The organism is Nocardia sp. CA-136227 (assembly GCF_050955695.1).
In the GTDB taxonomy this organism is placed as follows: domain Bacteria; phylum Actinomycetota; class Actinomycetes; order Mycobacteriales; family Mycobacteriaceae; genus Nocardia.
This window is the reverse complement of the sequence record NZ_CP192081.1, coordinates 3522008-3535424: the sequence shown is the minus strand read 5'-3', so window position 1 is coordinate 3535424 and position 13417 is coordinate 3522008. Positions and strand designations below refer to the sequence as shown.

The following is a 13417-nucleotide window of genomic DNA, read 5'->3' as shown; positions in this document are numbered from 1 at the left end:
GTAACCCCTTTCCGCAGAAAGACTTTCGATGACCGAGATCACCTACCGGCTCCCGCAGCAGCGGGTGCTGACCACCGCTCTACCGGGCCCGCGCTCGCAGGAGCTGGCCGCCCGCCGCAAGGCCGCCGTCGCGGCCGGGGTGGGTTCCACCGCGCCGGTGTACGCGGCCGATGCCGACGGCGGCGTCATCGTCGACGTCGACGGCAATTCGCTGATCGACCTGGCCGCCGGAATCGCGGTGACCAATGTCGGCGCCTCGCATCCCAAGGTGGTCGCGGCGGTGCGGGAGCAGGTCGAGCGGTTCACGCACTCCTGCTTCATGGTCACCCCGTACGAGGCGTACATCGAGGTGTGCGAGCAGCTCTCGGCGCTCACCCCCGGCGATCACGAGAAGCGCAGCGTCCTGTTCAACTCCGGCGCGGAGGCGGTGGAGAACGCGGTCAAGGTGGCGCGCCTGGCCACCGGCCGGACCGCGGTGGTCGCCTTCGACCACGCCTATCACGGCCGCACCAACCTGACCATGGCGCTCACCGCGAAATCCATGCCGTACAAGTCGCATTTCGGCCCGTTCGCCCCCGAGGTGTACCGGATGCCGATGTCCTACCCGTTCCGCGACGGCGGGCAGGACGGTGTGGCCGCCGCCCGTGAGGCGATCACCCGGATCGAGAAGCAGATCGGCGCGGATTCGGTGGCGGCGATCATCATCGAGCCGATCCAGGGCGAGGGCGGATTCATCGTGCCCGCGGCCGGTTTCCTGCCGACGCTGGTGGAGTGGGCGCGCGCGAACGGCGTGGTGTTCATCGCCGACGAGGTGCAGACCGGTTTCGCGCGCACCGGCGAGTGGTTCGCCTGCGATCACGAGGGCGTGGTCCCCGACATCATCACCATGGCCAAGGGCATCGCGGGCGGTATGCCGCTCTCGGCCATCACCGGCCGCGCCGAGCTGCTCGACGCCGTGCACGCGGGCGGCCTGGGCGGCACCTACGGCGGCAACCCCGTCGCGTGCGCCGCGGCGCTGGCCGCCATCGAGGCCATTCGCGATCACGATCTGCCCGCCCGCGCCCGCCACATCGGCGAGACGGCGCTGACGCGCTTCCACGCACTGGCGCAGGAAGTTCCGGCCGTCGGCGACGTGCGCGGCCGCGGCGCCATGCTGGCGCTCGAGTTCGTCCGCCCCGGCACCACCGAACCCGATGCCGCGCTCACCGCCGCCGTCGCCAAGCGCTGTCTGGAGCAGGGTGTGCTCACCCTGACCTGCGGCACCTACGGCAATGTCATCCGACTGCTGCCGCCGCTGGTGATCAGCGACGAGCTGCTCGACGAGGCGCTGACGGTGCTGTGCACCGCCATCGGCGAGCTCGCGGGCCGATAGAGGGCTGGGAGACCAATGTTGGAATACGACAAGATCAGCGCCCTCGTCCCCACCGGGATGTGGATCGACGGAGCGTCCGTCCCGGCCGCCGACGGCCGCACCTTCGCGGTCCACGATCCCGCCGGTGGTGAGCTCCTCACCGAGGTCGCCGACGCCAACGGCGAGGACGCTCTGCGCGCCCTCGACTCGGCCAGCCGCGCCCAATCCGCTTGGGCCGCAACGTCTCCGCGGGAACGCTCGATGATCCTGCGCCGCGCCTGGGAGATCCTGCTCGCACACACCGAGGACATCGCGCTGCTGATGACCCTGGAAATGGGCAAGACCCTCGCCGAAGCGCGCGGCGAGGTCGCCTACGGCGGCGAATTCCTGCGCTGGTTCAGCGAGGAGGCCGTGCGCGTCGGCGGCCGGTACACCGAATCCCCCGCCGGAACCGGGCGCATCCTGGTCACCCAGCAGCCGGTCGGCCCCTGCCTGGCGATCACGCCGTGGAACTTCCCGCTGGCCATGGGCGCTCGCAAGATCGCCCCGGCGCTGGCCGCGGGCTGCACCGTCATCGTGAAGCCCGCCGAGGACACCCCGCTGACCACCCTGGCCCTGGCGCGGATCTTCGCCGAGGCCGGTCTGCCCGCGGGCGTGCTGTCGGTGCTGCCGGGCAGCGACGCCGCGGCCATCACCGCGCCGCTGCTGGCGGACCCGCGCCTGCGCAAGGTGACCTTCACCGGTTCGACCCGGGTGGGCAAACTGCTGCTGCGCCAGGCCGCCGACAATGTCCTGCGGACCTCGATGGAGCTGGGCGGCAATGCCCCGTTCATCGTGTTCGAGGACGCCGACCTGGAGCAGGCGCTGGCCGGGGCGATGGCGGCGAAGATGCGCAATGGCGGCGAGGCGTGCACCGCGGCCAACCGCATCTACGCGCACAACTCGATCCGCGCGGAATTCGCCTCGCGCCTGGCCGAGAAGATCGGCGCGCTGCGCGTCGGCCCCGGGTACGCACCGGGCATCGACACCGGCCCGCTGATCAACGAGCGGCAGCGCAAATCCGTTGCGGCGCTGGTGGACGACGCCGTCGCCGCCGGCGCGGTGGTCCGCACCGGCGGTCAGATCATCGACGGGCCGGGCTGGTTCTTCCAGCCCACCGTGCTCGACGAGGTGCCGCGCACCGCGCGCATGCACCGCGAGGAGATCTTCGGCCCGGTCGCCGCCGTCTACGGCTTCGACACCGAGGACGAGGTCGTGGCCCTGGCCAATGACACCGAATACGGCTTGGCCGCCTACTTCTACACGCAGGACCTGGATCGCGCGCTGCGCGTGTCCGCCGCGCTCGAGGCCGGCATGGTCGGCGTGAACCGCGGCGTCATCTCCGACCCGGCGGCCCCGTTCGGCGGGGTGAAGCAGTCCGGTCTGGGCAGTGAGGGCGGATCCGAAGGGATCCACGAGTACCTCGACACCAAATACGTCGCGCTGACCCGCTGACGTCATCCCCCGGCACCCCGGCCCCTGCGCCGGATCCGGTGCCAACCCGGTCTCCGGCAACGACGCCGCCGATCGGTTCGCCACCGCGGCGCGGTGTGGTCGAGGGCCCCGGCCTTCGACCACGCCACACCCCGTACCAGGAGCTTGAATGCTCATACAGAACGCTTCCGAGACGGCAGAGCCCGCTCAGGACGACACCGCTTCCAGCGGTAAGGGATTGGCCACCGACAAGGTCGGCACCCTGGCCGGCGCGGTCCTGAGTATCGCCTCCATCGCCCCCGCCTACACCACCACGGCCAGCGTCGGCCTGATCGTCGCGGCGGTCGGTCTGAAGATGCCCGCCCTGCTGATCGCCGGGTTCGTTCCGATGTTCCTGGCGGCCTTCGCCTATCGCGAGTTCAGCGCCGAGACACCGGACTGCGGGGCCTCCTTCACCTGGTCAGCGCGCTCGCTGGGACCCTACGTCGGCTGGATGGCCGGCTGGGGTTCGGTGATCGCGGTGGTCATCGTGCTCGCCAATATCGCCGCGGTGGGGGCGGAGTTCCTCTATCTGGTCATCGGCCGGATAACGCACTCGGAATACATTGCGGCACTGGGCGAGAACAAGCTGGTCAATATCGCCACCACGCTCGTCTTCCTGGCCGCGGCCGGATGGGCGGCCAGTCGCGGCATCAGCTCCAGCGAGCGGGTGCAGTACGTGCTCGTCGGATTCCAGCTGACCGTGCTGCTGCTGTTCGCGGGCATCGCCCTCGCCAAGGCCCTCAGCGGCGATACGCCGTCGGGGCTGAGCTTCAGCCTCGACTGGTTCAACCCGCTGACCGGACTCACCCTGGGCGCCTTCGCGATCGGACTGATCGGCTCGGTGTTCATGTACTGGGGCTGGGACACCGCGCTCACCCTGGGCGAGGAGTGCAAGGACCCCCAGCGCACGCCCGGCCGCGCCGGACTGCTGTCGATCCTGACCGTGCTGGGCACCTATCTGCTGCTGGCGGTCGCGCTCATGTGGTACGCGGGGGTCGGCGACACCGGCATCGGCCTGGGCGGGGAGAAGGCCCGCAACAATGTCTTCGGCACGCTCGCCGAACCGGTGATGGGCAGCGCGGGCGAACTGCTGCTGTTCCTGGCCGTCCTGGTCTCCACCATCGCCAGCCTGCAGGCCACCTTCCTGCCCGCCGCGCGCGCCATGCTCGCCATGGGCACGTTCAAGGCGCTGCCCGAGCGGTTCGCGTCGGTGCACCCGGTGTACCAGGTGCCGCGGTTCGGCGCCGCGGTCGCCGCGGTGGTGGCGGGCGGTCTGTACGCGATCACCGCGCTGCTGTCCGAGCACGTGCTGCTGGACACCATCGCCGCCCTCGGCATCATGATCTGCTGGTACTACGGCATCACCGCGTTCGCCTCGGTCTGGTACTTCCGCAAGCGGTGGTTCGCCTCGGCGCGCGACACCGTGTTCAAGCTCGTGTTCCCGCTACTGGGCGGGGCCATGCTGCTGGTGGTGTTCGCCATCTCGGTCCGCGAGAGCCTGAAGCCCGAAGTCGGCAGCGGCGCTTCGATTCTCGGCATCGGACTGGTGTTCTACCTCGGCTTCGGGATCCTGGCGCTGGGCGCGGTGCTCATGCTGATCCAGCGCTGGCGTCAGCCGGAGTACTTCCAGGGCAAGACCTTGCCGCGCGCGGTGTCGGGCGATCCGATGCCCGAACCGGTGGCGCCCCATTTCAGCGGGCACTAGCGCGCCGCACACTTTCGACGATCAGGAGTAGTCATGCACGTCATCACTTGTTTCGAACCGCCCGTTTCGCATGCGCGAGTACAGGATCCGGTCCGCCCGCCGCTGCGGGTCGCGCTGGTCCAGCACCGCTGGCAGGCCGACGGCGAGGCCATGATCGCCGAGCTGAACGAGGGCATCGGACGCGCCGCCGAGCTGGGTGCCAAGGCGGTCTTCCTGCCCGAGGTCACCTTGAGCAAGTACCCGGCCTTCGTGCGCGGCGGCGAGAATCCGGGCGCCGACGCCGAGGACCTGACCACGGGCCCGACCTTCACCTTCGCGGCCAAGGCGGCCATCGAGCACGGCGTGTTCGTGCACGCGTCGCTGTACGAGCGCGCCGACGAGGGCGACGGGCTCGGCTTCAACACCGCGATCCTGGTGTCCCCCACCGGCGAACTGGTCGGCCGCACCCGCAAGCTGCACATTCCGGTGTCGGCCGGCTACTACGAGGACACCTACTTCCGGGCCGGACCGGCCACCGACGAGGCGTACCGGCCGCACAGCCACCCCGATCTCGGCCCGGCGCGAATCGGCATGCCGACCTGCTGGGACGAGTGGTTCCCCGAGGTCGCCCGCATGTACTCGCTCGCGGGCGCCGACATCATCGTCTACCCGACCGCCATCGGCTCCGAGCCCACCTTCCCGGCGTTCGACACCCAGCCGCTGTGGCAGCACGTGATCGTCGGAAACGGCATCACCGCGGGCACTTTCATGGTGGTGCCCAACCGCTACGGCGACGAAGGCGAGATCACCTTCTACGGTTCCTCCTTCATCTCCGACCCGTACGGCCGGGTGCTGGTGCAGGCCCCGCGCGACGAATCCGCCGTGCTGGTGGCCGATCTGGATCTGGATCAGCGCAGCGACTGGCTGACGCTGTTCCCGTTCCTGGACACCCGCCGCCCCGACACCTACGCCCGGCTCACCGCGCCGGTCGACACCGAGCACCCCTTCGGGCGGGCCTGATGACCTGGCGTATGCCCGCCGAACACGGGCCGCACCGCCGCACCTGGATGGCGTTCCCGCCCGAGGGTTCGGAGATCACCGCGACCCCCGAGGCGACCGACGAGGCCCGCACCGCCTGGACCGCGGTCGCGCACGCGGTGGCCGAGTTCGAACCGGTGACCATGGTCGTCGATCCGGCCGACGTCGGCGCGGCCCGGCGCACCCTGTCCGCGGCGATAGACATCGTGGTGGCGCCGCTCGACGACGCCTGGATGCGCGATATCGGACCGACCTTCGTGCACGCCGCCGACGGCTCGGTGGCGGCCGTGAACTGGGTGTTCAACGGCTGGGGACAACAGGATTGGGCCGCCTGGGACAACGACCGCGAGATCGGCCGGGCGGTCGCGACGGCGGCCGGGATCCCGGTCGTCGAGTCGGCGCTGGTGAACGAGGGCGGCGGCATCCAGGTCGACGGCGCGGGCACGGTCATCCTCACCGACACCGTGCAGCTGGACCCGTTCCGCAATCCGGGCCTGTCCAAGGCCGAGGTCGAGGCCGAACTGCGGCGCACCATCGGCATCGACACCGCGATCTGGCTGCCGCGCGGGCTGTGGCGCGATTCGCAGCGCTTCGGCACCCGCGGGCACTCCGACATCGTGGCCGCGCTCCCCGCGCCCGGGGTGGTGCTGGTGCACGACCAGCGCGACGGCGAGCACCCCGACCACGCGCTCAGCCTCGAGCTGATGAAGCAGTTCGCGAACGAGACGACCTCCGCCGGAAAGCCTTTCACGGTGGTCCCGCTGCCCGCGCCGCGCACGCTGCGCGACGCGGAGGGGTTCGTCGACTACAGCTACATCAATCACTACGTCTGCAACGGCGCGGTCATCCTGTGCGGGTTCGACGACCCGAACGACGCCGAGGCCGCGGCCGTACTGGCCGAGGTCTATCCCGGCCGGACCATCGTCACCGTCGACGCGCGGCCGATCTTCGCGCGCGGCGGCGGCATCCACTGCATCACCCAGAACGAACCGCTGCCGGTCCCTGCCGGGCGGTAGCGGGCTCACCCCGCACGGACACCGGACCGTCACGCCACTCCGGCGAATGAGGGGCGGTCCGGTGCGCCGAATCGGCGCGGGCATGATCGTGACCGCGCCCACATACTGAAAATAGCAATCTCCGGGCTATCCGGAGGTCCCCCGAATTACCGGTTAAGGAGCTCTCGTGGCTGTCATCACTCGTGACGTCGTGATCGTGGGTGCCGGACCCTCCGGCCTCACCGCTGCGGCGGAATTACGGAAGGCCGGCCTGACGGTGGCGGTCCTGGAGGCCCGCGATCGGGTCGGCGGGCGCACCTGGACCGGCGACATCGACGGCGCCATGATCGAGATCGGCGGCCAGTGGCTGTCGCCGCACCACACCGCCGCGCTGGCGCTCGTCCAGGAACTCGGGCTGGAGACCTTCTCCCGCTACCGTGACGGCGAGTCGGTCTACCTGGCCGCCGACGGCACCCGCCAGCAATTCGTCGGCGACGTCTTCCCCGCGGCCCCCGAGACTGCCGCCGAGATCGACCGGCTGATCAAGCTGCTCGACGAACTGGCGGCCGAGGTCGGCGCCGAGGCCCCGTGGACGCATCCGCAAGCGGCGGAACTGGATTCGGTGCCGTTCAGCATCTGGCTCGAACGCCAGTCCGACAACGAGTACGCCCGCGAGACAGTGTCGTTCTACGTCGCCGGGGCCATGCTGACCAAGCCCGCGCACACCTTCTCCACCCTCCAGGCCCTGCACATGGCCGCCGCGCAGGGCTCCTACACCTCGCTGGCCACCGACACCTTCATGCTCGACAAGCGCGTCATCGGCGGCATGCAGCAGGTGTCGCAGCGTCTGGCCGCCACCCTCGGCGAGGATCTGCACCTGGGTGCGCCGGTGCGCCGGATCCAGTGGTCCGAGGCCGGAGTGACGGCCTTCGCCGACGGCGATCTCGAGGTGCGCGCGAGCCGCCTGGTGCTGGCGGTGCCGCCGAACCTGTACGCGGGCATCAGCTTCGATCCCCCGCTGCCGCGCCGCCGCCATCAGATGTACCAGCACATGTCGTTCGGCTTCGTGGTCAAGGTGCACGCGGTGTACGAGACCCCGTTCTGGCGCGCGAAGGGCTTGTCCGGCACCGGTTTCAGCGACACCGACATGGTCTCGGAGGTGTACGACAACACCAACCACGGCATGGACAACGGCGCCATGGTCGGCTTCATCGCCCACGAACAGGCCGACGCGTACTTCGCGATGGGTCCGGCCGAACGCAAGCGGGCCGCGCTCGACTGCCTGGTGCGCTACCTGGGCCCCGAAGCCGCCGAACCGGTCGTCTTCTACGAATCCGATTGGGGCTCCGAGGAATGGACGCGCGGCGCCTACGGCGTCAGCTTCGACCTCGGCGGCATGACCCGCTACGGCCACGATCACCGGGACCCGATCGGGCCCATGCACTTCGCCTGCTCGGACCTGGCCGGCCACGGCTTCCAGCATGTCGACGGCGCGGTCCGGATGGGCAAGGCGGCGGCCGCCGCCATCGTGGCGCAGCACAGCCTGGTCTGACGCACCGCGATGGGCGAGCGGGCGGACCGCTACACTGGGCCACTGACTGAAATTTCAGTCGAAATCGTGGCCCGGTGTCAACGGAGGTAGGGCGCATGGATACATCGGCGTTCGGCCGCTACGACCTGCAATCGCTCATCGGTGAAGGCGGTATGGGACGGGTCTACCGCGCCTACGACACGGAAACCGACCGGGTCGTCGCGGTGAAGGTCCTGCACGAGCGCCTCGCGACGGACCCGGAGTACCGGGAGCGTTTCCGTCGCGAGGCCCACTCCACCGCGCGGCTGCGCGAACCCCACATCGTCCCGATCCACCACTTCGGCGAGATCGACGGCCGCCTGTATCTCGACATGCGGCTCATCGACGGCACCGATCTGCACACGCTGCTGTCCCAGCGCGGTGCGATGCCGGCCCGGCTGGCGGTGTCGTTCATCGACCAGGCCGCCGCCGCGCTCGACGCCGCGCACGCCGAAGGCCTGGTGCACCGCGACGTCAAGCCGTCCAACCTGCTGATCAACGGCCGCGACTTCGTCTATCTGATCGACTTCGGCATCGCCCACTCCGGAACGGTCGGCCTCACCGGTGTCGGCAATGCGATCGGCACCTTCACCTACATGGCCCCCGAACGGTTCACCACCGGCCATGCCGACGCCCGCTCCGACGTCTACGCGCTGGCGTGCGTCCTCTACGAGTGCCTCACCGGTACCCGGCCCTATCCGGGCGACAGTTTGGAACAGCAACTGGCCGGGCATCTGAACACCCCGCCGCCGCGACCCAGTCTGGCCCGGCCCGGCATTCCCGTCGCCTTCGACGAGGTGATCGCGCGCGGACTCGCGAAGAATCCCGACCACCGCTACCCCACCGCCGGGGCACTGGCGGCAGCCGCGAAGCGGGCGATCGAGTCCGCTCCCCGCACCGCCGCGCCCATCGAATCCGGCAGCGGCGCACGGCAACCCGCCACCCGGATCCTCCCGCCCCCGCCGCGACTCGGTCCGCCCGCCCCGCCTCCCCAGCCGGTCCCGCTGCCGGTCCCACCGCCCCGACGGCGTCGCCGAGTCCTCGGTGTCGTCTCGAGCGTGGCGATCCTGGCGGCGCTGATCGGCGCGATCACCTACTTCCTGCTACCGCCCGCCGCGGAGGATGAGCCGGACTACCGGACCGGGTACTCGGTCGAGACCACCGGCTACCCGTCCGACGCCGGCTCCCCCGTCCCCGGCGAATAGGAACTCAGTAGTCCCGTTTGCCGATCCGATGGACGTGATGGCGTTGGTCGAGCCGACCGTACCCGGCGGGGTGCCCGCGACGATGACCACCAGATCGCCTCTGCGATAACGGTTCATGGCCAGCAGGACATCGTCGATCCGGGTGATCATGGCGTCGGTGGACCGCACCTCGGGCACGATGAAGGTCTCCGTCCCCCAAGGTCAGGGCCAGTTGGTCGCGAACTTCCGCGTCCGGGGTGAAGGCCAGCACGGGCAGCGGGGTCGCGGATCGTGGTGCGAGCGTTGTCAATTCGGTGCCTTCTGTGGCCGAGAGCGCAAACCGATCCGCCAGGGGATGCGGGAGCATCACCCTGGCGGATGTCGGTGCGCTGATCGATGGTCGTGTACAGCTCAGGGGTTGGTGTCGGCCGGGACCGGGCGACGCCGGGGACGCCATCCCGGCCGCGGGACGCTGTCGAGCAGCGCGCGGGTGTACGGGTGTCCAGGGTCGCGGAGCAGCTCGTCGGTCGGCCCGGCTTCGACGATGCGGCCGGTCTGCATGACGATGCAGTGCTCGGTGATCTGGCGGACGACCGCCAGGTCGTGGGTGATGAACACATACGAGATGCCGGTGGACTCCCGGATGTCGTCGAGCAGGTTGAGGGTCTGCGCCTGGATCGAGACATCCAGGGCGGCAACGGCTTCGTCCAGTACCAGCACCCGAGGATCGGCGGCGAGCGCGCGGGCGATGGCGACACGTTGACGCTGCCCACCCGACAGATGCGCGGGCAAGGACGCGAGCAGGCGCGCGTCGAGCGCGACCATGTCGGCGAGTTGCCGCACCCGCTCGGCGGTGGCGGCGTGCTCGCAATGCAGGCGCACCGCCTCGGTGAGCGTCTGGCGGACCGTGCGCTGGGGATCGAGGCTGGTGTACGGGTCCTGGAACACCATTTGCGCCTCCCTGGCCCGTGCGCGGCGCGCACGCGTGGACCGCGACGGCCGGGATCGGTCGCCGCCGCAGCAGACGATACTGCCGGCGCTGGGCTGTTCCAGCCCGATGATCATGCGGGCGACGGTCGTCTTGCCCGAGCCCGATTCGCCGACGATGCCGATCGAGGACCCGACGGCAAGTTCGAAGGACACGTCGCTGACCGCGGCGAAGGCGCCGAAGTTCTTGCACAGTCCGGAGACTCGCAGTGCCGGTTCGTTCATTCGGTGTCTCCTCGCAACCGCGGTCCGAGTTCGTCGGCGCGCAGGCATCGCACGGCGACGCCGGATTCGTGGGTCAGTGGCACCGGGCCCGATTCGGTGCAGCTGGGCAGGTGGAAGGGGCAGCGGGCGGCGAACGCGCAGGTCGGTTCCGCCTCCCACGCCCCGATCGGGCGTCCGGGGATGGCCGCCAACCGCGTCCGGGGCCGGTCGAGGTCGGGTCGGGCGCCCGCCAGGGCCGCGGTGTAGGGATGCCGCGGATCGTGGTGCAGCGCTTCGGATTCCTGCGATTCGACGATCTGGCCCGCGTACATGACGGCGGTGCGGTCGCAGACGGCGGCGGCCAGATCCAGGTCGTGGGTGATGAACAGCAGCGAGACCCCGGCGTCGTGGCGCATCTCGTCGAGAATCGCCATCACCTCCGACTGGGTGGTCACGTCGAGGGCGGTGGTGGGCTCGTCGGCGAGAATGAGCTTGGGTTCGCCGAGCAGGGCGGCGGCGATCATGACCCGTTGCAGCATGCCGCCGGACAGGTCGCCCGGGTACTGCCGCATCCGGCGGGCGGTATCGGTGATGCCGACCTCGGAGAGCATGCGCTGCGCGCGCCGGGTCGCCTCGTGCCGGTCGGTCCGGCCGACCGTGCGCAGCTGCTCGGTCAGGAAGTCGCCGATGCGCCGCACCGGATTGATGTAGGCGCGGGGATCCTGGAAGATCACCGCCAGATCGCCGCGTTTGCGGCGCAGGGCGTCACCGCGCAGGGCTAGCAGGTCCTGGCCGTCGAAGCGGATGGTTCCGGTGGTCTCGGCCCGCTCCGGCAGCAGCCGGGCCAGCGTCCGCAGGGTCATGGACTTCCCGGCCCCGGATTCGCCGACCAGCCCGAGCGCTTCGCCCCGCTCGATGGTCAGCGAGATATCGCGCAGGACTTGGCGTTTGCGGCCGCCGACGTCCAGGGTCAGGTTCAGTCCCTCGATCGCGACCAGGGGCGCGGCGGCGGACGCGGGACCCCGCGCCCCGGGGACGGCATGGGGGGTGGCGGTAGTCATGAGCGTTCCCTGCCCTGCTTGTCGTTGAGGCGTTCACCGAGGATGTTGAAGGAGACGATGACCAGGACCAGCGCGGTGCCCGCGATGAACGATTCGGCGGGAAATCCTTGCAGCACACCGGTTTCGCCCTCGGAGACCATGACGCCCCAGTCGGCCTGCGGCGGCTGGACGCCCAGTCCGAGGAAGGAGACCGCCGCGAGATCCAGTGCGGCCCAGCCGAACAGGATCGTGGCCTGCGCGACGAGCAGCGGCGCGATATTGGGGATCAGGTGCCGAATCGCGATGGACCAGGCGCCACTCCCTTGCACCTCGAGCGCCTCGATGTAGGGCAGCGAGCGTTCGCGCAGGGCCGCGCCGCGCACGATCCGGGCCACGTAAGGGGTATAGGCGACCGCCAGCGCGAGCGCCGCCGACCACTGGCTGGGCCCGAAGACCGCCGCGCCGATGACCGCGAGCAGCAGTCCCGGGAAGGCGAATACGAGATCGGATCCCGAGGAGATGACACTGTCGGTCCAGCCGCGCCGCCACGCCGCGACCACCGCGAGCGCGGTCCCCGCGAGGATCGCCACCGCGGTGACGATGAACGCGCCCAGCATGGACGAGCGCGCCCCGACGAGCAGGCGCGAGAGCAGGTCACGGCCCTGGGAGTCGAAGCCCAGCGGGTGCGAGCCGGTGGCGCCGACGAACGCGTGCGACAGGTTGCTCTCGTTCGGCGGGAACGGGGCCAGCAGCGGCCCGAACACGGCGACGATGATCGCCAGCACGATGATCGCCGCGCTCGCGTAACCGATCCAGCCGACGCCGTTCAGCCCGGGAACTCGCCACCGGCGGCTCGTCGGGAGGGTGGCATCCGAGGCGGGCACAGGCCCGGAGACGATGGTCATGCCGCCGCCGTTCCGAGGCTCACCCGCGGGTCGAGCAGCGCGTAGAGGAAGTCCACGACGCTGTTGACGATCACGAACGCCACCACCATGAGCAGCGAAATGGCTTGCACCACTGCGAAATCCTTGTTCTGTGCGGCCGTGACCAGACTCGATCCCAGCCCGTTGAGGTTGAACGCCTGCTCCACGATCGACACCAGCACGATCAGCGACGCCAGGGCCAGGCCGGTGACGGTGGTGATGGGGATCGCGGCATTGCGCAGAATGTGGCGGCGCAGGATGTGGTGTGCCGGCAGGCCGCGGCTGATGGCGGTCTGGACGTGCTCGCGGGCGGATTCGGTCCGCACCGACGCCCGGGTGATGCGGGCGACCAGCGCCAGCGACGAGCACGCCAGCGCGATCGCCGGCAGCGTGAGATGTCTGATCTGGTCGCCGAATCCGACGCCGTCGCCCAGGGCCGGGAACCAGTGCAGCTTCACGGCGAACAGGCTGATCAGTGCCAGCGCGGCGACGAAGGACGGGAGCGCGGCGAGCACGGTGGTGGTCAGCAGCGCCGCGGTGTCGAGAATGCCGGGCTTGAGGGCGCTGAGAATGCCGATGCCGATGCCGACCACCACGATGATCAGCGAGGTGTAGGCCACCAGCAGCAACGTGGTCGGCGCCCGTTGCGCGACGAGCGTCGACACGTCCTGCCGGGTGCCGATGGAGTAGCCGAGGTCGCCGTGCAGCGCCGAGGTCAGCCAGTACCAATAGCGCACCGGCAGTGGGTCACCGAGGTGATACCGCTCGGTCAGCACCGCGCGGTACTCCGGGGTGATCTGCCGCCCGCCGGTCAGCACCGCGATGGGGTCGCCCGGCGCGAGGTACATCGCGGCGTAGACGGCGATGCTGGAGATGAACAGGGTCGCGAGCAGCAGGGCGCCGCGGCGCAGGAGAAAACCGCGCAT

At 70.1% G+C, this 13417-nt stretch carries 11 protein-coding genes and 1 pseudogene; 7 read left to right on the top strand and 5 right to left on the bottom strand.

What is annotated here, in order from left to right; genetic code table 11:
- Positions 1-28: 28 nt before the first annotated feature.
- The 7 genes from gabT (at position 29) to ACQP06_RS16190 (ending at position 9358) form a co-directional block, all read left to right on the top strand.
- Positions 29-1372 carry a 4-aminobutyrate--2-oxoglutarate transaminase gene (gene gabT / locus ACQP06_RS16220; protein WP_433672955.1) on the top strand — a complete coding sequence of 448 codons (1344 nt, stop codon included), beginning with the start codon at positions 29-31 and terminating at the stop codon, positions 1370-1372.
- A 15-nt stretch (positions 1373-1387) separates the two neighbouring features.
- On the top strand, positions 1388-2845 hold the full coding sequence (locus ACQP06_RS16215; protein ID WP_433672954.1) for an NAD-dependent succinate-semialdehyde dehydrogenase: 1458 nt from the start codon (positions 1388-1390) through the stop codon (positions 2843-2845).
- 148 nt (positions 2846-2993) lie between these two features.
- Positions 2994-4571, top strand: a complete 1578-nt coding sequence (locus ACQP06_RS16210; RefSeq protein WP_433672953.1) for an APC family permease — start codon at positions 2994-2996, stop codon at positions 4569-4571.
- A 33-nt stretch (positions 4572-4604) separates the two neighbouring features.
- A complete protein-coding gene (locus tag ACQP06_RS16205; protein WP_433672952.1) occupies positions 4605-5570 on the top strand; it encodes a nitrilase-related carbon-nitrogen hydrolase in 966 nt (321 codons plus the stop codon).
- Positions 5570-6604, top strand: coding sequence for an agmatine deiminase family protein (locus tag ACQP06_RS16200; protein ID WP_433672951.1), 1035 nt, complete (start codon positions 5570-5572; stop codon positions 6602-6604). Before ACQP06_RS16205 ends, ACQP06_RS16200 begins: the two co-directional genes overlap by 1 nt.
- Positions 6605-6770: 166 nt before the next feature.
- Positions 6771-8135, top strand: a complete 1365-nt coding sequence (locus ACQP06_RS16195) for a flavin monoamine oxidase family protein (protein ID WP_433672950.1) — start codon at positions 6771-6773, stop codon at positions 8133-8135.
- A 95-nt stretch (positions 8136-8230) separates the two neighbouring features.
- Positions 8231-9358: a serine/threonine-protein kinase gene (locus tag ACQP06_RS16190; RefSeq protein ID WP_433672949.1), complete on the top strand. Its 1128-nt coding sequence runs from the start codon at positions 8231-8233 to the stop codon at positions 9356-9358.
- A 4-nt stretch (positions 9359-9362) separates the two neighbouring features.
- Here the strand turns inward: ACQP06_RS16190 and ACQP06_RS16185 are convergent.
- The 5 genes and pseudogenes from ACQP06_RS16185 to ACQP06_RS16165 all read right to left on the bottom strand — a co-directional run.
- Positions 9363-9662 (bottom strand): annotated as a pseudogene (locus ACQP06_RS16185) (pyruvate kinase alpha/beta domain-containing protein); the annotation flags it as partial.
- 86 nt (positions 9663-9748) lie between these two features.
- Positions 9749-10549 carry an ABC transporter ATP-binding protein gene (locus tag ACQP06_RS16180; protein ID WP_433672948.1) on the bottom strand — a complete coding sequence of 267 codons (801 nt, stop codon included), beginning with the start codon at positions 10547-10549 and terminating at the stop codon, positions 9749-9751.
- Positions 10546-11589, bottom strand: a complete 1044-nt coding sequence (locus ACQP06_RS16175; RefSeq protein WP_433672947.1) for an ABC transporter ATP-binding protein — start codon at positions 11587-11589, stop codon at positions 10546-10548. Before ACQP06_RS16175 ends, ACQP06_RS16180 begins: the two co-directional genes overlap by 4 nt.
- Positions 11586-12473 (bottom strand): ABC transporter permease, encoded by an 888-nt coding sequence (locus ACQP06_RS16170; protein ID WP_433672946.1) that lies wholly within the window; start codon positions 12471-12473, stop codon positions 11586-11588. Before ACQP06_RS16170 ends, ACQP06_RS16175 begins: the two co-directional genes overlap by 4 nt.
- Positions 12470-13417, bottom strand: a complete 948-nt coding sequence (locus ACQP06_RS16165; RefSeq protein ID WP_433672945.1) for an ABC transporter permease — start codon at positions 13415-13417, stop codon at positions 12470-12472. Before ACQP06_RS16165 ends, ACQP06_RS16170 begins: the two co-directional genes overlap by 4 nt.